Annotated in this window: 18 protein-coding genes; 2 read left to right on the top strand and 16 right to left on the bottom strand. The window is 44.4% G+C overall.

Going from position 1 to position 19,586, the window contains the following annotated elements; genetic code table 11:
* Positions 1-66: 66 nt before the first annotated feature.
* From UB32_RS15055 to UB32_RS14990, 14 genes are all read right to left on the bottom strand, one after another.
* Positions 67-1,578, bottom strand: coding sequence for a class I adenylate-forming enzyme family protein (locus UB32_RS15055; protein WP_044395094.1), 1,512 nt, complete (start codon positions 1,576-1,578; stop codon positions 67-69).
* 115 nt (positions 1,579-1,693) lie between these two features.
* Positions 1,694-2,026: a hypothetical protein gene (locus UB32_RS15050; protein ID WP_044395092.1), complete on the bottom strand. Its 333-nt coding sequence runs from the start codon at positions 2,024-2,026 to the stop codon at positions 1,694-1,696.
* A gap of 380 nt (positions 2,027-2,406) precedes the next feature.
* Positions 2,407-3,309 carry an intracellular short-chain-length polyhydroxyalkanoate depolymerase gene (phaZ, locus tag UB32_RS15045; protein ID WP_044395089.1) on the bottom strand — a complete coding sequence of 301 codons (903 nt, stop codon included), beginning with the start codon at positions 3,307-3,309 and terminating at the stop codon, positions 2,407-2,409.
* Complete coding sequence (locus UB32_RS15040; protein WP_044395086.1) at positions 3,310-4,326, bottom strand: 3-oxoacyl-ACP synthase; 1,017 nt, start codon at positions 4,324-4,326, stop codon at positions 3,310-3,312.
* Positions 4,327-4,350: 24 nt separating this feature from the next.
* Positions 4,351-4,533: a hypothetical protein gene (locus UB32_RS15035; protein ID WP_128721562.1), complete on the bottom strand. Its 183-nt coding sequence runs from the start codon at positions 4,531-4,533 to the stop codon at positions 4,351-4,353.
* A complete protein-coding gene (locus UB32_RS15030; protein WP_044395081.1) occupies positions 4,530-5,540 on the bottom strand; it encodes a branched-chain amino acid ABC transporter permease in 1,011 nt (336 codons plus the stop codon). Before UB32_RS15030 ends, UB32_RS15035 begins: the two co-directional genes overlap by 4 nt.
* A 7-nt stretch (positions 5,541-5,547) precedes the next feature.
* On the bottom strand, positions 5,548-6,408 hold the full coding sequence (locus tag UB32_RS15025; protein WP_044395079.1) for a branched-chain amino acid ABC transporter permease: 861 nt from the start codon (positions 6,406-6,408) through the stop codon (positions 5,548-5,550).
* Positions 6,409-6,425: 17 nt separating this feature from the next.
* Positions 6,426-7,133 (bottom strand): ABC transporter ATP-binding protein, encoded by a 708-nt coding sequence (locus UB32_RS15020; RefSeq protein WP_044395077.1) that lies wholly within the window; start codon positions 7,131-7,133, stop codon positions 6,426-6,428.
* Complete coding sequence (locus UB32_RS15015; RefSeq protein ID WP_044395075.1) at positions 7,111-7,884, bottom strand: ABC transporter ATP-binding protein; 774 nt, start codon at positions 7,882-7,884, stop codon at positions 7,111-7,113. The genes UB32_RS15020 and UB32_RS15015 overlap by 23 nt, the downstream gene beginning before the upstream one ends.
* 72 nt (positions 7,885-7,956) lie before the next feature.
* Positions 7,957-9,201, bottom strand: a complete 1,245-nt coding sequence (locus UB32_RS15010; protein WP_044395096.1) for a substrate-binding domain-containing protein — start codon at positions 9,199-9,201, stop codon at positions 7,957-7,959.
* Positions 9,202-9,297: 96 nt separating this feature from the next.
* Positions 9,298-12,528: a BTAD domain-containing putative transcriptional regulator gene (locus UB32_RS15005; protein ID WP_044395073.1), complete on the bottom strand. Its 3,231-nt coding sequence runs from the start codon at positions 12,526-12,528 to the stop codon at positions 9,298-9,300.
* Between the two features lie 110 nt (positions 12,529-12,638).
* Complete coding sequence (locus UB32_RS15000) at positions 12,639-13,253, bottom strand: TVP38/TMEM64 family protein (RefSeq protein WP_044395071.1); 615 nt, start codon at positions 13,251-13,253, stop codon at positions 12,639-12,641.
* 94 nt (positions 13,254-13,347) lie between these two features.
* Positions 13,348-14,286 carry an LCP family protein gene (locus UB32_RS14995; RefSeq protein WP_044395069.1) on the bottom strand — a complete coding sequence of 313 codons (939 nt, stop codon included), beginning with the start codon at positions 14,284-14,286 and terminating at the stop codon, positions 13,348-13,350.
* A 147-nt stretch (positions 14,287-14,433) separates the two neighbouring features.
* The gene (locus UB32_RS14990; RefSeq protein WP_044395067.1) at positions 14,434-16,416 is read right to left on the bottom strand and encodes a S9 family peptidase; all 1,983 of its coding nucleotides are present in this window, start codon (positions 16,414-16,416) and stop codon (positions 14,434-14,436) included.
* 225 nt (positions 16,417-16,641) lie between these two features.
* Here UB32_RS14990 and UB32_RS14985 point away from each other — a divergent pair, with 225 nt between their 5' ends.
* The gene (locus UB32_RS14985; RefSeq protein WP_044395065.1) at positions 16,642-17,034 is read left to right on the top strand and encodes a hypothetical protein; all 393 of its coding nucleotides are present in this window, start codon (positions 16,642-16,644) and stop codon (positions 17,032-17,034) included.
* A 23-nt stretch (positions 17,035-17,057) separates the two neighbouring features.
* On the opposite strand, the gene UB32_RS14980 is transcribed toward UB32_RS14985, so the two are convergent.
* Complete coding sequence (locus UB32_RS14980) at positions 17,058-17,636, bottom strand: competence protein ComK (protein WP_044395063.1); 579 nt, start codon at positions 17,634-17,636, stop codon at positions 17,058-17,060.
* Positions 17,637-17,826: 190 nt separating this feature from the next.
* On the opposite strand from UB32_RS14980, the gene UB32_RS14975 reads away from it, so the two are divergent.
* Complete coding sequence (locus tag UB32_RS14975) at positions 17,827-18,063, top strand: IDEAL domain-containing protein (protein WP_044395061.1); 237 nt, start codon at positions 17,827-17,829, stop codon at positions 18,061-18,063.
* 80 nt (positions 18,064-18,143) lie between these two features.
* Here the strand turns inward: UB32_RS14975 and UB32_RS14970 are convergent, their stop codons facing one another.
* Entirely contained in the window at positions 18,144-19,418 is a 1,275-nt protein-coding gene (locus UB32_RS14970) for a M48 family metallopeptidase (RefSeq protein WP_044395060.1), read from the bottom strand.
* Positions 19,419-19,586 lie beyond the last annotated feature (168 nt).

Genomic DNA, 19,586 nt, shown 5'->3' with positions numbered 1-19,586 from the left:
TTCACCTCTATAAGGGCATCTTTCGTGCGGAAAGATACCCTTATGCGGGCACTTCCACCTCTATTCTTAACTGACTGGATTTTGATTTTTAGCTGCTAATTCCTTTAACTGTTTTTTGTCGATTTTTCCGACATGCGTTTTTGGCATCTGGGCAATAAACTGGATTTGTTTCGGCACTTTATAGCCAGCGAGCTTTTTTCGGCAATATTCCTTAACTTCCTCTCCGCTTAAAATGGCATCTCTTTCAAGGACAAGGAATGCCGTCACGGCTTCCCCCCATTTTTCATCGTGAACACCGACTACGGCCGCCTCTCTGATGGAAGGATGGGAGCTGAGCCAATGCTCGATTTCCAAGGGATAGACGTTTTCTCCGCCTGTGATGATCATTTCCTTTTTTCTGCCGACGATATAGAAATATCCTTCTTCGTCCTGTCTGGCAAGATCGCCGGTGTGAAGCCATCCGTCCTTCCAGGCATTTTCAGTCGCCCTGTCATTGTTCCAATAATACGAGAAGGCATGCTTGCCTTTGATTGCCAATTCACCGATTTCTCCTGGGGGCGCTTCGCTTCCATCTTCTCCAAGGATTTTGATGGTGGTAAATAACATCGGTTTGCCGACCGAACCTCTTTTTACATCCGCATCTGAAGGGTCAATGAAAAAATTATTCGGACCAGCCTCTGTCAAGCCGTATCCCTCTTTGAAAATCAGGCCTTTTTGTTGGTATGCCTCATAGATATCCAACGGGCATGGGGCACCGCCAGATAAAAATAATTTCCTATCCATGAATTCCGTTTGCTGGAACTCTGCAGATTTTACCAGCATGTGGTGCATTGTCGGTACAAGCAGGATGATCGTACATTTGTATCTGATTAAATGTTTCATTGCTTTTTTGGGGGTAAAGTCATCCGCCAGTACGACCGTCCCTCCTACCATCAGGATTGGGACCGATAGGGCGTTCAGCCCGCCTGTGTGAAATAAAGGTAAATAGGTGATTGTCTTGTCCTTTTCAGTCAGGTTCCAGCTTGCGATAGTCGAAATACTGTTCCAGGTGATCGCTCGGTGGGACAGAACAGCACCTTTTGGCTTCCCGGTCGTCCCCCCGGTATAAATCATTGCCAGCGGATCTTCTTCATCGAGATCGACAGGTTGGATTGGCTTCTGGCTAGTAATCAAATCCTGATAGTTTGAACCATTGATTTGGAAGCACTCGCTGGCTTGATTCCAGACCATCGTAACTTCTTTTGTGAATTTTGAATGGAATGCTAGAAGCTTTGGTTCACTGTCTTGAATAATAAAGGTTAATTCAGCAATGGATAGCCTCCAGTTTAATGGCACAAAAATTGCACCAATTTTTCCGCAGGCGAACAATAAATCGAAATAACTGATTTCATTTGGCGCAAGTAGTGCAATCCTGTCGCCTTTTTCGACACCCTTCTCCTGCAGCCATGCCGCAACTGCCTTGGCTCGTTCATTTACTTCTCTGAACGACCATTCCTGACCTGTACTGGCATCGGCAATCGCTGCAGCGTTCGGCGTCAGTCGTGCTCTTGATTCAAACCAATCGAGCTCCCACCTCACCGCAATCTCTCCCTCTCGACGTGATGGGTTTTATTTTATAGATTAGGAGTTACAGGATAGTTACATCGAGTGCAAAAAAACACCACAGCCTGACTGGCCATGGTGTTCGGATTGCTTATTTAATTAACTCTTCTTCTGACAAGATGCCCATATTTCGCACATGATTCTTTGCCTCTGCATCGCCCAATTTGTAAATCCGTCTATAAATCTCCTTCAAAGCCTTGTCAAATTCTGCATGCTCCCGTTCCTGGTTCTGGAAAGGGTGCAGATGGGACTCGCCGTATGCCGCCCAATCTGCTTGATAGTTTTCTTCTAAATACGCACGCAGTTCCTCCATTTCTCCTCCTGTTGCAAACAAAGTAAAGAAATGGCCATCCGGATCTGCAGGCTTTTCCAGCACCTCGCCGCTCTCGATATTAAAGTAATACTTTTGTTTTTGCTCTTCCATATGCAGCACCTCATTCTTTTTAATGCCATTTACCACTTTTAGAGAGAAGTTAACCATTAATTATTGGTGTGGTGCATGTAAAAGCTATTATGAAAAAATTTCCTAAGATATTTTGGCTCATATTAGTGAGATATGGAAGTTTGCATAGCAATTGGATTGATATAAATGCCAGTTCGATGACTTTCTGCCGGTTGAAGAGGTTATATCAACGGTTGAGACGATTTTATCGACGGTTGAGACGATTTTATCGACGGTTGAGACGGTTTTATCGACGGTTAGGACGATTTTATCAACGGTTAGGAGAAATTTATTGCCGGACGGCTCGAATTTACTCCAGGTTAGTAAATTCTGGGAATGATCGCTACTTTAAAAATACCTTCCTAATCCGCTAAAAATCCCTCGATATGCTTTAACAGCTGGTCTAGGTCATCCACAAGCGGGGAATGGCCGCAATTCTTCAACGCTGCAAATTTTGCACGTCCTGCAAAGTCCTCCACTACCTCCTCTGTCATCCTGCTTGTGACAACTTGATCGCGGTCACCGCGGAGGACGAGGACGGGAATCTGAATGTCCTTCACCTGATCTGTCCCTATTCCTAAACCATTATCTACGCCACTAATATTAAATCTATTGAGAGAATGATATACCTCTGCCAGATTTCGCTGTGTCAGCATATCATCGACATACTCATCATAATGAGCTGCTTCCGGCTGACGCTCGGTATAAATCAACATATTCCACATTGCCTTTAAAAATTGTCTATTCTGCTCATCGTATGCTGTCTGGACTGCAATCGTTTTTCCAGTGTCTTCCTTAACCTCCTCGTAACTAACAAGACGATTGTTCAGATCAGGCAAGCCTTCTGCACTCGTTCCGAAGAAGGGATAGCCTCTTGTTGAAGCAGACGCGAGCAGCACGAGTTTTTCACAGAAGCCCGGGTAATCAGCGGCAAACTGCATACCTACCGCCCCGCCAGTCGACCAGCCAACAAGTGCAAAATTCTTCAGTCCGATCTCGTCGACAAACAGCTTTACATCATCGGAAAAATCCTTGATTGACGTGATTGGCTTACGATAACTGGAGCCGCCAAATCCTCTTAAATCCATCGCATATAGTTTATACTCCGGTCCCATTTGATCCATCAGCACATCCCAATGCTTGGACGATGTCATATTTCCGTGAATCAACAGGACATTTTTCACGCCGCCGTCCCGTTCCCGATAAGCAACGCTTTCGCCGTTTGGCAAATCAACCCTTTTCAACTTAACAGCCATTTTCTCCATTCAAACTTCACCCTTTCCCCAGCGTATTGTTGTTGCTCCCCAAGCGTAGCCAATCCCGGCACTGACTAAGACGGCAACATCCCCGTCCTTCAACTTTCCGGCATTTTCCGCCAGTTCTAGCGACAGGATTTGGTCAATCTGGCCGATGTGGCCATAGTCTTCGAGATAAATAGAATTTGATTCACCTAGTCCTAATTGCTGTAATACAAACTCATGTGCGGAACGTTTCATATGCAGCATTCCCACGTATGAAATATCTCTTTCTGAAAAACCGCTTTTTTCGACAGATCGGCGGATGACTTTCAGGAAGTTTGCCATCGATTTCTTCTCCAGTCTGTCTTTCATTCCCTGAGGATCCAAAACATCAAGCTGATACAGTCCCCGCTCCAGATTTTCTGCTGAAATCGGATTCTTTGTCCCCCCGGCAACCACCACAACATCCTCGGAAAAAGACCCGTCCGTGATCATTTCGGTTTCGAGCAACAGGTTTTCCGAATGGCCCTTTTTCAGTAAAATCGCCCCGCCACCGGCACCGAGATTGTACATGAATCGGGTTCTTGGATTCTGATAATCAATGAAATCCCCGTTCCGATAGCCACCTGCCAGCAATACTGTTTTTATATTAGGATCTGACAGCATCATTCCCCTGGCGAGCTTCAATGCCATAACTGTCGTACCGCAACGCAATGCGGTATCAAATGCCCAGGCATTATAAGCGCCGATTTCTTCCTGAAGCTTGATTCCGGCAGTCCATAATAAATACTCCTTGTATTCCTCTCCAATATAGATCACCAAGTCGATCTCCAGCGGATCCATATTCGCTTTTTCAATTGCCTTCCTTGCCGCCTTGATTCCCATCTCACACGTATGATCTTCCGGTCCGGGAACAGACTTTTTCTTGATCCCCATTTTTTCTTCCACAACCATTTCCGGAATTCCAGCTGCCCGGGCAATTTCCGCGCCTGTTATATACGATTCCGGAAGATAGATTCCTGTGCTGACAATCCCGATTTGCACCTATTCATCCCCCTTGTAAGAAAACTAGCACTCTTCCACAATTCCCTTGATATAGGCCATTGCTTCATCGATTGATGGAAACAAAGCTTCTTTTTCCTCCTGCACATGAGTGACCTTAACCCGCCAATATTTTTTGCCGGTTTCGTTTTCCATGTCTGCAAGTTGAAAGCGGAGTACGAATGAAGTGACTTGCTGTACTCCCATCATGACTTGCCCTGATTGATGGTATCAGAATGTACCGGCGCAGGTACTTTCTTCTTCCTGCTGAATTTCCATTTCTTTATAGATCCGACAATGCCCATCGGGAAGAACATGACAGCAAGAATATAAATGATTCCAAAGAAGATGATCCATCTTTCAAAAATCCAGTGGACTTTTGCCAATTCTGTCAACCAGTGATGAGAGAATTCGATGATCCCGGCGCCGATGATTGCACCTACAAGCGTTCCGACTCCACCGATGATCGTCATCAACAAGGCATCAAGGGTGATATCCATCGTAAATACACTCGTATTGACAAACCTAAGCGAGACAGCATACAAAATTCCGGCGATCCCAGCAATCACTCCGGACACTATACTTGCAATGACTTTATACTGCAGAACACTGTATCCAAGTGACTCTGTCCTTTGTTCATTTTCCCGGATTGCTTGAAGTACTTTTCCGAGCGGTGAGTTCGTGAACCGTTTCAGTAACATGAACACAATCACCATGGAACCAAGGCAAAGCAGGTAAAAATCTGTCCTGTCCTTTAAAAAGTCCGGAACCCGAAAGGTGAATCCATCATTGCCATAGGTGACGGTCCGCCATTTTTCAGCAAGCACGAGAAACAGCCCGGCAAAGGCCATCGTCAACATTGCGTAATAATGGCTTTTCAGCCTGAGCGTGAGCAGGCCGACGAAATAACTGACAACCGCTGTCAGGAAAATCGTGACCAATACGGCCAGCAAAAAATAGCTCGTTTCCGGTTCAAATCTTTTCATAAAGATACCAACCGTGTAAGCACCGATCCCGAAGAACATCGCATGTCCGAAGGAAACGATACCAGTGTATCCAAGCAGGATGTCGTAGCTCATCGCAAGCACAGCAAAAATGAATACCTGCGAGAACAAAATGAGCATGCTTCTTGAATCATAAATAAAAGGGAAAACAGCTAAAAATGCAGCAACAAGTAAATAGATAATGTTCATGCGATCTGTAAATATTCTTGTCATCCCTGCTTCACCCCTTTGCCCCGAACAAGCCATGAGGCCTGAAAATCAATACGACTGCCATCAGCAGCATGTTCGCAGCAAGTGCCAGATCCGGTACATAATAAGCCATGAAGGAACCTGACAAACCAACTAACACAGCGGCCATCACCGAGCCAGTAAAGCTGCCCATACCGCCGATGACGACAACGATGAATGCAAGGATGGCAAATTCCATACCCATATCAGCATAAATCACGCCGGAATACGGACCGAGCAGCATTCCACCGAGTGACGCCATCCCCGCCCCGACCATGAATACAAACATGAATACCTTCTGAATGTTGATCCCAAGCGACTGGACCATTTCTTTGTTCATGACACCCGCACGGACAACAAGACCGATCTTTGTCTTTTTCAGCAAATATTGGACGGCAAGGAATACTGCGAACCCGACGGCAATAATAAAAACACGGTATTTGATGATGATGATTCCGCCAAACTCCCAGCTCCCCGACAGATAATCAGGCGTCTTTGCTGAAATCTGGTTTGGTCCCCAGACGACTTTTAGCATTTCAGATAAAACAAGCATCAAGCCGAGCGTGATCAAAATTTGCTGTACGTGGTTGCCGTATACCGGCTTGATAATCCATCGTTCCGTAACGATTCCGAGAATCATCCCTGTAAGAATGGCACCGATGATCCCGGCAAAAAAGCTGCCTGTCGAGGTATAAACCCAAATCCCGCTATAGGCTCCCCAGGCAAACAAGCCACCGTGAGCAAAGTTAAGCACATCCATCAACCCAAAAATTAAAGTGAGACCGGCTGCCAGAAGGAAAATCAGCATTCCTGTGGCAAGCCCGTTAAGGCTCAGGTTAATCAAAACGTCCACACTTGTTTCCCTCTTTCTCAAGCAATCCCGAGATACTTCCTTCTCATTTCTTCATCCTCCCGCAGGATATTCATTGAACCGTTCGAAACCGTCCTGCCATCATCAATAATGTAGAAGCTGTCTCCGATCGTGCTCGCCATCATGAAATTCTGCTCCACGAGGATGATCGTCGTTTTTTCTTTCATTTGCAAGATCGATTCCATGACCTTCTCGACGACTATCGGGGCCAGGCCCTTGCTTGGTTCGTCAATCAGCAGCAGTTCGTTGTCATTGACATAGGCCCTGGCAATCGACAGCATTTGTTTTTGCCCTCCACTCAGCAGTCCGCCTGGCTTGTTCCAAAACTTTTTCAAGTCTGGGAACAGATTCAGTATCCAGTCAAGCCGTTGTCTGGTCTCATCATTTTCTTTTTTGACTGCTACCTTGATGTTCTCTTCGACGGTCAGGTCCGCAAAAATCCCCTGATCTTCCGGCACATAACCGATCCCTTTATTGGCGATTGTGTAGGTTGGCAGGCTTTTGATTTCCTCCCCTTTCAATAAAACAGATCCTTTGGCAGCCGGATTCAAGCCCATGATGGTCCTGAGCGTCGTTGTCTTCCCGGCACCATTCCGTCCGAGTAGTACCGTTACTTCCCCTTTCGGCACCTCAAAAGACACTCCTTGTAGGATATGGTACTGGCCGATGAATGTTTGTATTTGATCAAGCTTTAGCAGCGTGCTCACGGTGCAACCCTCCCAAATATGCAGACTGGACTGTCTCATTTTTCATGATTTCTTCCGGAGTGCCATCAGCAAGCAAGGCGCCGTTGAACAAAACCATGATTGTATCAGAAAGGTCCATGATCATATCCATTTTGTGCTCAATCAACACAATCGTCCTGTCGCCCCGCTGTTTGATTTTTCGGATTACGTCAAGAATCGCGGGCACTTCTTCCAGTGACATTCCTGCTGTCGGTTCATCAAGCAGGAGCACTTCTGTGTTCAAGGCGAGCAGCATCGCGATTTCAAGTTTTCTTTTCTCGCCATGGGCAAGATTCATCGCAAGTGCATCTTTTCTGTCATCCAGCAGCACAAGCTTCAGCCACTCCTCTGCCTGTTCCTCGAATTTTTTATAGGACCGGAAGTGTTTAAACATTTGATAGCGGATTCCCGCATGTGACTGGACCGCAAGACGGACATTTTCGATCACCGTCAGGTTTGGAAAGACATTGGTGATCTGGAAGGAACGCCCGATTCCGGCTCTCGTCCTTTTTGTCGGAGACAGCTTCGTAATCTCCTTGCCCTTAAAGAATACCTGTCCTTCAGTCGGAGTAAGCTGACCGCTTAACAGGTTAAAAAAAGTCGTCTTGCCTGCACCGTTTGGCCCAATGATCGATTTAAAATGGTTAGGGGGTACCGAGATGCTGACAGCGTCCACCGCGGTATGTCCGCCAAATATTATGCTGAGATTTTTTGTTTCGAGAATTGCCGTCATGATTCATTCACCACCTTAATTTGGAGTAAAAGCATAATGAACTTCGGCAGATTTACCGAAGTTCATTTCTGACTAGTTACGTACCGGAGGAGCAGTTTCTTCCGGTGACAGTTCACGAATCAGGACTGGAACTGGATAGTTTACTCCAGCCTTTTTCTCCAGCTTGATCGCATATAATGCCTGGAGTGCCTGATGGTCCTCTTCCCGGAAGATCATCTTGCCTTTCGGAGTTTCGAAACTCATGCCCTCCATGGTTTTGATTAGTTTCTTGGCGTCCGCGTCGCCTTCGGTTTTCTTTAATGCTTCTACGATGGCCATCGCAGCCGTCATGCCTCCTGGTGTGAACAGATCAGGCAGTTCGCCATTAAAGGCTTTTTTATGTTCGTCCACTAGCCATTTATTGATGTCATTTTGGGGAAGATCATGATAGTAAACTGTGAAACCTTCCATGCCAATCAGCGGCTCCATCGTTGCCAGTGCAGCGATGTCAGGAGCACCGGTAGAAATTTTGATGCCTTTCTCCTGGACCTTCATGTCTGCAATCTGGTTCCACGGTGAGTTTGCGCCAGCCCAAACGACGAATAAATAATCCGGTTTCTGGTCGATGATTTTCTGGATGTTCGAAGTGAAGTCAGTCGCGGCCGGGTCTGCGTATTCTTCATGAATGATTTCAGCGCCTAGTTTTTCAGCAGCTTCTTTAAATGCAGAAACACCATCACGTCCAAAAGAATAATCAGGTGCCAGCGTGGCGATTTTTACGCCTTTCTTAGCAATTGCCGCAGCACCCGCTACTGCATCCTGTGAAGAATTTCGCGCTGTGCGGAAAATATATTCATTGAATTCAGAACCGGTAATACTGTCCGCAACAGCAGGTTCTACAATCATGATCTTTTCATATTCCTCAGCTAACGGCAGAACAGCTAGTGTGTCCCCAGAGCTTGATGAACCAACAAGAAAATCTACTTCATCCTCTTCCAGCAGCTTGGTCGCTTTCTGAACAGCTACCTCTGGTTTCGTTTCTGTATCCTCGACGATGAATTCGATTTTTCGGCCGGCTACTTCACTGGTTCCGTCAGTAGCATATTCCAGACCAAGCTCAAACCCGCGCAGTGTTTGCTTGCCATAAGCCTCCAATCCGCCTGTTTGCGATGCCAAAACCCCGATCTTGATTGGTATCGTGTTCGTTTGTTCTTCTTTTCCGACTTTTCCTTCGGTTCCACCTGACTTCTCCGTTCCTGAGCCGCTACAGGCACTCGTGAACAACAGAACCAAAAGGAGCATAAAAGATAAAGCAAAATTCCGTTTCCCCGCTTTCATTTCCTCTCCCCCTTTAAAGTGTTGCATCAAAGCCACCTAGCTTTAGCATCATCTTAAAAAAAAGCAGTTACAAATGAGTTACAGCTGAGGAAGGGGTCACGCATTCGTTCCTTCGATGATCATGTCATACATATGCTTGGTCGGTTCGAGCGGGGTGACACCTAGCTCTTCTTCCAGTACGTAGCAACATTTTTGATACCACCTTATTGCCTGAGGACGATTGTTTTTTCGATAATAGCAAAACATCAAAAGCCGATACGCTTCTTCCCATGTTCGATCCTTATAGAGGATTTTTTGGCACCAGTAGATAGCAGAATCGTAGTTTTCCCGCCTTACATTCAGCTGCGCTACCTTTTCCGCACTGCGTAAAAAATAGACCTGCAGCCTTTCCCGCTCATTGATACACCAGTCTTCATATCTCCGTTCCGGGAGATAATCCCCATTGTATAAATGCAAGGCACGCTCTAGTTCTTCTATTGATTTTTCCGTGTTCTTCTCATGTAGACCGGTTTCTGCCCATTCTTCAAACAGATGTGAATCTAACTCTATCGATGCATAAGGATTGATTCCATAACCTGCCCCTTCTCTGATGATGAAAAATGGTGCTGCCCTTGCCTTCCGAGCAGGTTCAAGTACATTGTTTAATGCATTTAACGCTACTTTAAAATCCCTGTCTGCGTTCTTTTCCTCATATGTAGGCCACAATAATGGAAAGATCTCTTCTTTCATCAGGAACTGATTCCTCTTTGTCAAGAACAGCTGAAATAGCTCCTTCGCCTTCCCTCTTTGCCAGCTTTTCTCCTCTACTTCCCTGTCTCCAAGCCAAAGTCGGAATTGTCCCAGTGTCTGAATTCGTAACGTGTAGCCAGGATGGGTATTCAGGCGTGGTATTCTTAAATCGTCCATCAGCTTCTCTGTATATGCCGGAATAATGGACAGCTTCATTGCCTGAATCAGCATCGGGGAGAATACCTGCAAGTCCCGGGGCCCAAATGTCGTCTTTTTTTTCAAGAAAAATTCATACCCCAAAACCTTCATTTTTTTTAAAAAGCTGGTGAACGTCGATTTGAAGCCTTCTTCATCACCTAAAGTGAAACACAGAACCGATTCCCAAAAGGACAGCAGCATTTTGCCAAACTCATCCCCACACTGATCAAACAACTCCTCGGTTTTCCTCAGGAACTCGACCGCATCCTTCCATTTGGAATTGTAAATGGCCGAGATTGCCATACTAAGTGTGATCAAAGCAGAAAGCCAAACATCCTTCACCTGTTCCGTTTCAAGCAGCGCCTTTCTCCCAGCCTCTGCAGACCGCTCGTATTCCCTTCTTGACCCATAAAGTAGGCAAAGGCCCATCAGCGGTTCCGCCTTGCCTCTTTCGATGCTTAGCCGCTCCATAATATCGAGTGCAGTTTCATAGCATTTTTCAGCCAGCTCCAGATCGTATTGATCAATCAGCTGCACGGCATGACCCATCCTCATCCAACCACAGGCCTCCACAAACGGTGCCTTGCTGCTGATTCCGTATTCAATGCCTGATTGGCTCAGGATTTTCGCCTGCATGCCATTGCCTGTAAAAACTTCAATCAATGCCAGCAGCAAATCTGTTTCCCGATGGGATTGAGGCAGTTGAAGCTTGTTCCCTTCCTTTCCCTCTGTTAAAATCCTCCGAGTCACAGCGAATCGGCCGGTCCTAAGGTATAGGCGAGCCTCCAGGTTTCCTTCTTCGATCTGCACTCCCATCGTCCTTGCTCGCTCAATCCATTTTTCGGCTTTGACTGCCTGTCCGGAATTAATCAGGTTTTCAGCAAGCAGTCTGTACAATCTTCCCGTTTCCTTTGTGGCATCTTCAAGCTTTGCTGTTTCTCTGAGTTCGATTGCCCGGGCCAAAATACGTTCTGCTTTCAGTGGCTGAATTGTGTCAAGATATATTTTCGCTTTCCCCTCTAGCGCCTTGCTCTCCCACTCGACATTAGCAGTGGTCTCAGCGATCTTGATCGCTTTTTCATAGCATCTTTCTGCCTGTTGGTACATGGACCGGTACCGATATACCTCCCCTTCCAGGAAAAACAGGGAACAATAGCGGTTTTTACTTCCAATTGGGATTTTTGCCAGTCGCTCCTGAAGATTCTCGAGCTTGCCCCTCTCTAAAAGCTCCAATCCGTGTTTGTCCATAATCGAAGCACAAGCATCGTATTGTCCAGCCTTTTCAAAGCAGTATAATGCTTCTTCCCATTGTTCATTCTTTTCAAAATGGCGGCCACTAATCAGCATTAAATGAAGGTAATGCTCTGGACGATTTGTAAGCAGCTGGTTCTCGAGAAACTCACGGAAAAGAGCATGGTATCGAAACTGATTTTCGCCAATCTGGTGAATGAACAGGTTCTTCGCGGCCAACTGCTCAAGCATCTGGACAGAACCGTTCATGCCAAGGATGTGATCACATACATCCGCACTAATTTCCTCGAATATACATGTCTGCTCAAGGAACTGCTGGATCATCGGTGGCTGTTTCGAGAATACTTCATGAACCAAATATTGAAACAAGTCCTCAAGTGACTTTGCAGGTTCCGTTAACAGGTCATCAAGACTCCGAAGATGGGGAAGCTGCTGGGCAATCATCCCAACTGCGATGACCCATCCTTCCGTTATCGTATACAATTGATCGAGTTGTTCATCACTGATTGTCATTTGATAATAGTCAGAGAGCAGTAAATCGATTTCTTCCTTGCCAAAAATCAAATCGCTTTTCGAAATCTCATTTACTTCATTCCTTGCCTTCATTTTGGCAAGTAACTTCCAACTCGGCTTCGTCCTTGTCGACAGGACAAGATGGAGATGATCTGGCATATGCTCAAGCAGCTTCTCCATCCAGACATTGATATCATAAGAGTGTTCTATTGCGTGAAAATCATCGAGAATGACGATGATTGGACCGGATATTTGCAAGGTTTCATTGATGAAAAGGGAAGAAAGCATCCTTAATTCCTCTTCCCTTATATAACGGTCCATGCTTTTCATATAAGCTGTTAATTCTTTGCCAAAATTCGGGAATAGCGTTTGGATCGAGGCTGTTAAATAGGACAAAAACGGGAGAATATCGTCGTCGGATGAAGTAATGGTATACCAGCAGCATCGCTCATTCATGTCCCTGACATGCATTGCCAGAGCAGTACTCTTCCCATAACCGGCTCCCGCTTGGATGATGGTCAGCCGCTTACTTGTAATCGCTTTCATTTTTTTCGAAAAATCAGCTCGCCTGATCCATTGTTCCTGCACACTGGGAACAATCAGTTTTGTTTTGATCAATGGCAATGTTCCCTGCATAAAATCTCCGCCCTATTTTTGTATTCATAATGTTAGTCTAGCATATGGCAAATAAAAAAAGACTCGAAATTTGGCGAGTCTTTTCCGATAGATGCAAATCACAAAACTTTCTACCCATTATTATTTTTTTGAACACTCATATTCATTTTCACTTCAATTCTTTTGCCGATATACCACAGAATGGCAATTACCACTAACACGAGGGCCGTCCTTACAGGATTGGTGATTAACGCCCGTATATCATAGCCTACAAAACTGATGGTGAAAATCATCACCATTTTTCCTGTTATCACGGCAAGCATATATTGAGCTATGCTGATTTTCGACAGCCCGGCAACGATATTGACGAGGGCAGAAGGTGTAAACGGAAAGCTCAGCATCAGAAAAATTGGCCCGAAACCATGACGTTCAATCCAATTCATTCCTTTTTGTACTTTTGGATACCTCTGTAAAAATTGAAGAAGTCGACCTTGACCATATTTGCGGAAAATCAGAAATACAAGCAACGCTCCGATTACTGCACCCGTCCAGGAAAAGAGAAATCCAAGCCACAGTCCAAAAGCATTTGCATTCGCCATCACAAATAAAAACAACGGCAAGAATGGCAAAAATGCTTCGAGCATCGGCAGCAAAATTCCCGGTATCGGCCCCAAGGAACGATATTGGCTGAGCAAATCCATAATATTTTCAATTGTAAACCATTCTTTCATCCACATAACATCCATTGAAATCTCCTTGTTCAAACCACCTTCTTGGTCGGCGTGAATCGTCCTGCTTATTTCTATTACCTCTTTTTAGATATTTGTACACCTTTCCCGTCTATTTAGCTAAAAATTCCTGCAGGGCTTGTCTATTGGCTTCTAAATCAATTGCTAGCACTGCACCGGCACCGCTCACCCTCTGATTTTCAAATAAACCTTCCACCGGTATTCTCATCGTTTCGATATCCCGGTTTTCTTTTGAAATTAGGCCTTTTCCCATGTATAAAATATCCCCCGTATTCATATTGGTATTGACGAAAGGGGAGACTACTCCTATCAGTTTAGGAAGCTTTGGAAGCGTCTGAATGCTGGCAAATTCCTTGCCAACCTCTTTTAGGACACTTTGCTGACGTTCGACTCGGCCAAAGTCTCCGACTGCGTCCTGCCGAAAGCGGACATATCCAAGCAAATGCTTTCCATCCAGCCTTTGAACGCCTGGTTCCAAAGTGACACCGATTCCCTTTGACATTTTCTTTTCAACATCGACCTTCACTCCATCAGGGAACGCTTCATCAATCAGGCGAACAAACCCTTCAAAATTAACAATTGAATAGTATTGGAGGCTAATATCAAAATTGTCCTTGATTGTCTGTCTCAGTAATTCTGGTCCACCAAACGCTAAGGCTGCATTGATTTTATTCATCCCATGCCCTGGAATTTCTACGTATGTGTCCCTCATAATCGAAGTCAGTTTATACGACTCTTTATCCGGATTATAACTGGCAATCATAATCGTATCCGATCGGGAAGGTTCATCTCCTCTTGCGTCGCTGCCAATCAATAGGATATTCGTGAGTCCATTACGGTCACGCTCGCCATTGAATTGGTATTCCTGCTTTTTTGGTTCCGTTCCTTTTTCCGATTGATTCACTCCTGAGCGATACTGCATATACGCGTAGATAAACATCGCTCCCACCAGTAGAATCAGCAGCAAAAAAATGCTGGACCATCTGATTCTTTTTCTTTTTTTTGAACGCTGGTACTTGTCAGATCTCATTTTTAAAAAACCCTTCCGATTTTTAGTTGAATGCTACTTGTCATTAGTATTTTCCTTCTGTCCCTATAACCTTAAACGAATACGAAGAATTTTTACATAAAAAACCCCGCTGCATGATAAATTGCTGCGGGGATGCTGATTTATATTTTACAGATGAAGATCGAACCAGTCAACAATGGCCGCCAATCTGCTCAAACGCAGATTCGGCTTTCCACTTCTTGAAAGCTCGTGATTCGATTCCGGAAAGCGAATAAACTTTGTTTCCTTCCCCTGTCTTTTTAAAGCAATAAACAGCTGCTCTGCTTGCTCAATCGGGCAGCGGTAGTCTTTTTCACTGTGAAGAATCAACAGCGGTGTAGTGATTTGATCGACATAGGCAAGCGGCGAGTGCTTCCATAATGTTTCCAGATCGCTTAAGTCTGCTTTGATTTGCCACTCGGTAAAATAATAGCCAATATCACTGACACCATAGAAGCTGATCCAGTTCGAAATTGAACGCTGGGTGACGGCTGCTTTGAATTTGTCTGTGTGCCCGACGATCCAGTTCGTCATGAATCCGCCATAGCTGCCTCCGGTCACACCCAATCGATTCTTGTCGATGAAGTCGTAGTTTTGCAGCGCATAATCGACGGCATCCATGACATCCTGGTAATCCCCGCCGCCATAATCCCCGCGAACGGCATTGACGAACTGCTGGCCATAGCCATGACTGCCGCGCGGATTGATATAAAGAACTCCATACCCTGCTGCAGCAAGCACCTGAAATTCGTTGAAATAAGAGTTTGCATACATCGCGTGCGGGCCGCCATGCACTTCTAGAATGAGCGGATATTTTTTGCCCACTTCATATCTTGCTGGCTTCATGATCCACCCGTGGAGCGGCGTGCCATCACTGGCTTCGAATGAAATTTGTTCGGGCTGAGCTAAAGTAATCGACGCAAGGAATTTTTCATTCACTGAAGTCAGTTGCTTTATCTCACCAGTGGTTGCTTCCAGTTGGAACAGTTCCCCTGGAAGCACCGGATTGCTGATTGCGGCAATCATTCTCTGATTTTTCCGGTCCAGCGTATAACCGTATACATGCTGCTGATTAAGCAGAGTTGGGTACACTTCTCCATTTAGAGTAGCGAAATACAAAACTGTGCTGCCCTGGTCGGTGGCAAGGAAATAAAGGCTTTCACTGTCTTCCCCCCAAATCAACCCCGGGCTGTGGGCTCCTTGCTGAAAATCAGCCGCAACCGCATCACCGACAAGGATATCCATGTTTTCTGTGAGGCATTGCACATGTCCTGTCTCCAAGCTCAGAATATACAACTGGCTCAATGTTGCATTTTCAAACTCCCGCTCATGCCCCGTATAACCAATGTGTTTTCCATCAGGAGAAAAAACAGCATCGCCAAAATACCCTTTGCCATTGGTAAGCTTCGTTTTAACTCCAGACTGTATGTCCAGTATCCATAAATCACTTTTGAAAGAAAAATCCCGCTCTGGAGACTCATCTGCCGACAATACAAGGCTTTTGCCATCAGGAGCCCAGCATTGCAAATGGGAGTCCATCTCTCCTTTTGCAACCAGCTCTGCCTCTCCATCTATAACACTGACGATTACAATTTGCTTGTACTTTCCATCCCAGAAGCCAGCAGCATCTGATTTATACTTCATTTCTATTGCCACGAACGGCTCTAGTTTCTTGTCATCCTTCTTCTCTTCCGCTTTCTCAAACAAATCCTCATCCGGTTTTAACGATACCGAACAAGCAATTTTTTTACCGTCCGGCGACCAAACTGGGTCACTTGCACCATTCTTGAAATCCGTCACCTGCTTTGCCTCGCCGCCCGCAGCATCCAGAACAAAGATTTGATTCTTCCCATTGCGGTTCGAAACGAATGCCAGCTCCGTTCCGTCCGGCGACCACCTTGGTGATTGATTTCGGTTCTCACCATATGTCCATTGTTTCGGCTCCCCGCTATTTTCTATATCAATTATGTATAGATTAGAGGCATAATCATTTTTTCCCTCCAACATCTCCGTCAGCACAAATACACACTTTTTTCCATCCGGTGAATACTGGGGATCTGTAACGGATTTCAATTCAAATAAATCTTCTGGCTTGATCAATCTTTTTTCCATCCAGCTAACCTTCTTTCTCGTAAAAAATGGATTTCTTAACTATTCTTATTTCGATAACAGAAATAAATTTCCTGCTTTCTGTGGAAACTTTTTCACAACTTCGCTGCTAATTTGGAAAAGATAATAATACAAGAAAAATCATTTACCCTCTTGAAATTCTGTTCAAAATCCATTACGATGATTACGAACCTATGTTCTTATTTTATAATAAAGGGGCAGAGCAACATGACAAGGATTCCTGAAAAAGACCGCGATATGATGGAGCAAGCCATCTATTTGCCAATGGTGCTGGTCGTGCTTAACCGGGATCTTTCTGTCGTAGAAAATAGTCCATTTAAATTAAAGAAGCCTTATTTGGAGCTAATCGAACAAACAATGAAAGCCGTTCAGAAAGAACTTGCACAAGTGAAAATCTATCTTAAAAAGAATCAGCTCAAAGTAGAAGAAGTAAAAAGAGATGATGCCTTCACTATGTTTCTCTTCCTTTACAAAGGATACGAAGAATACCATAATTACTTCAATCCCCGTATCCGCAACAAAGTCCAGGATTTAATGATCCACTACCTATTCAAACGATTTATGCCGGTTTTGGAAACAATTGAAAAGGAATCCGGCTAAACAACCGAATTCCCCTTTGTTTGTTAGTCTTTATAGGACTCGCTGACCAGATTAATATGAGAATAACCCTGTACTTCACTGAATTTTGGACCATGCAACAAATACAGTGCTTTCCGTTCCGTTTCTTTCATGCGCTGCATGAATTTTGTGCGCAGCATCGATGTCCGAAGCAGCTGATTTTCAAATGAATGATGGGATACCGGCAAAACTATGGTTTTTTTGTTCCTGAAGGTAACTTGCGTACTTTGAGAATCTACTTTTTTATGGAATAATACATGCTCATGTGATACCCAAATGCAGTCCGGCTTCGTGGGTGAGCTTGTCGGCATGAAATAAATGGAGCTTATAGGGTCAATTATGATTGGGGTTTTATGGGTAATCCCGGTAAGCTGTTTTGTTCCTTCTTTCCTGCCTTCGTAACTGCTGCCAAAATAACTACAGCTTTTTTTGATAAGATCGATTGGTCTAAAAGGGGATACATACTCCTCTTCCAGTTCAATGATCCTCGAGTAAATCTTGCTGCCATAATCTTCTGGTAAAATGATCATTGTAAACGGATTTATTTCATATTCGTCAACTAAATTTCTTGGGTTCCCTGTCATACCTTCACCTCCAAAAATACCTTACGCCCTATTTTAACATAATTGCTAAAATTTTCTTTAAAAACTGAAAAAGTTCTGTTTTTAGTCACAATTACACTTTCGATAAAAAATTTTCTAAAAATTATAAAAATTAGTTGATTATTTTTCGCATCCTCCATATAATAAAAAAAAGGTCTAAGAGGTGAGGTCAGTGAAAGAGAATTCGTATTCTGAAACCATGAAGGCCAGTGTGATGAAACGCATCAAAGCCAAGGAATCGTTTGTTCTCGACCTATATGTTGACATGCTAGTCTCCGAAATTCAGCTGAATACCAGAAGAGAAAAGTTGATGAACAGAATCGACAAAGCGATCGATGATCGTGACAAACTCCTGTTTTTGAACTTGACGAAAGAGTTAAATGACCTTAACAAACAATTCGGAACATAAATGAGTGAAATCCCCTATATAGGGGATTTTTCATTGATAAAAGGAAAAACCTCGGTTAGAGGATTTTTCACAGTTATTTTTCAGTTGCCATTTCGCTTCTGGATTTCATACTCTTCCAGTCTTGAAATTCTCTCCAGCATGGTCGGATGGCCGTAGCGAAAAATTTTCACCAGCCAAGGTGGATTAACCTGGCTGAGGCCCGCTTTCGTCAATTCCTGGAAAGCAGAAATCGCTGCATCGGTATTGCCCGTCATTTCGATTGCATAGTCGTCTGCACGTGTTTCCTGGTAGCGTGAAACAAGATTGGTGATAGGGCTTGCAGCAAACAACATCATGGAGAGGAACATCAGAAACAATGGGAGTGACCTCAAGTCTCCTGGATGCTTCAATTTGAATTCCTTGCCCCATCGTTTGATAGCCCAATTCAGCAATCTTGAGACAAGGTAGAGGCCAATCAATGACATCAACAAGTATCCGGCAATCCCAATATATATATGTTTCTCCACATAATGGGCCATTTCATGGGCCATTATGAACAGGATTTGGTCATCGTTCAATTTATTCAATGTCGTATCCCAGAGGACAATCCTTGAATTGGATCCAATTCCCGTCACATAGGCATTAAGAGCATTCGTCTTCTCCGCCATATCAACTTCGAAAACATGCTCCGCAGGGATGTTCGCTTGCGCGGCAAGATCCAGAATCTTTGTCTCCAGTTCTTTATTTTTCAGCGGGGTAAAATCATTGTACAGCGGATCAATCACAACTGGCTGCAGGAACATGATGAACAAAGTAAACGGCACGGAGAACAGCCATGCAAACAGCCACCAATACGTCTTGAACTTGTTCATCAGCCAGTAAAGGACAATGACAATCACAAACATAAAGGCATAGTTGACCCAGAAATCGATCAGTTCATCCTTCATCCAGGCAGCAAAGGATTGTGTTGATATATTATAGGTTTTCGAAAGCGTGTAACTAATGTAACTTAGAGGAAAAGTAGCGATATAAGCAAAGAATGACAGCCAGAATACATAAATCGCTGTCTGGCCATATTTATTTTTCGACGTCTCTTCTCCCCATCTCTTAAAAGCCTTTGAAAGGCCCAACAGCAAAATTAAAAAGTAAAATAGCCACTCAAATGGTGTAGACAGGAAGAATAACAAATTCCTAATTTTTGAATATTCCTCACTCAGCATCAGTTCTCTGCCATTCAAGAATGTTGCCGGGTCAGCCTTCGATCCCTCATACTCAAATGGTAAATTTGCATCTGCAAAGGAAAATAAATACCAGTACACCACAAACCCATAGAGCACATAGGCGATCACCCCGTAAAAACCCATCTTTCTCGCCATAGATTCTCCCCCTCGTACAAACATGTCTATAACTATTTTAATCCTTTGTCCTAAAAATAGAACAAGTTATTCATGGCAGGAAAAAATGTTCCTCCAATATGTTACCGTACTCTCCAACTTTTCTGCTTTTCGGGCACATATTCCTCCAATATGTTACCGAACTCTCCA

The sequence above is a fragment of the Mesobacillus subterraneus genome (assembly GCF_000934845.1).
GTDB lineage: Bacteria > Bacillota > Bacilli > Bacillales > Cytobacillaceae > Mesobacillus > Mesobacillus stamsii.
The sequence above is the reverse complement of the archived record's forward strand: the minus strand, read 5'-3'. Positions and strand labels throughout refer to the sequence as shown.

What these genes read in the sequence shown, in the direction of transcription:
- UB32_RS14985 (WP_044395065.1), top strand. Translation starts at nt 16,642, where the DNA reads ATGACAAGGATTCCTGAAAAAGACCGCGATATGATGGAGCAAGCCATC.
- phaZ (WP_044395089.1), bottom strand. Translation starts at nt 3,309, where the DNA reads ATGGAGAAAATGGCTGTTAAGTTGAAAAGGGTTGATTTGCCAAACGGC.
- UB32_RS14990 (WP_044395067.1), bottom strand. Translation starts at nt 16,416, where the DNA reads ATGGAAAAAAGATTGATCAAGCCAGAAGATTTATTTGAATTGAAATCC.
- UB32_RS15015 (WP_044395075.1), bottom strand. Translation starts at nt 7,884, where the DNA reads ATGACGGCAATTCTCGAAACAAAAAATCTCAGCATAATATTTGGCGGA.
- UB32_RS15035 (WP_128721562.1), bottom strand. Translation starts at nt 4,533, where the DNA reads ATGATGGGAGTACAGCAAGTCACTTCATTCGTACTCCGCTTTCAACTT.
- UB32_RS15005 (WP_044395073.1), bottom strand. Translation starts at nt 12,528, where the DNA reads ATGCAGGGAACATTGCCATTGATCAAAACAAAACTGATTGTTCCCAGT.
- UB32_RS14980 (WP_044395063.1), bottom strand. Translation starts at nt 17,636, where the DNA reads ATGACAGGGAACCCAAGAAATTTAGTTGACGAATATGAAATAAATCCG.
- UB32_RS14970 (WP_044395060.1), bottom strand. Translation starts at nt 19,418, where the DNA reads ATGGCGAGAAAGATGGGTTTTTACGGGGTGATCGCCTATGTGCTCTAT.
- UB32_RS14995 (WP_044395069.1), bottom strand. Translation starts at nt 14,286, where the DNA reads ATGAGATCTGACAAGTACCAGCGTTCAAAAAAAAGAAAAAGAATCAGA.
- UB32_RS15030 (WP_044395081.1), bottom strand. Translation starts at nt 5,540, where the DNA reads ATGACAAGAATATTTACAGATCGCATGAACATTATCTATTTACTTGTT.
- UB32_RS15000 (WP_044395071.1), bottom strand. Translation starts at nt 13,253, where the DNA reads ATGGATGTTATGTGGATGAAAGAATGGTTTACAATTGAAAATATTATG.
- UB32_RS15010 (WP_044395096.1), bottom strand. Translation starts at nt 9,201, where the DNA reads ATGAAAGCGGGGAAACGGAATTTTGCTTTATCTTTTATGCTCCTTTTG.
- UB32_RS15050 (WP_044395092.1), bottom strand. Translation starts at nt 2,026, where the DNA reads ATGGAAGAGCAAAAACAAAAGTATTACTTTAATATCGAGAGCGGCGAG.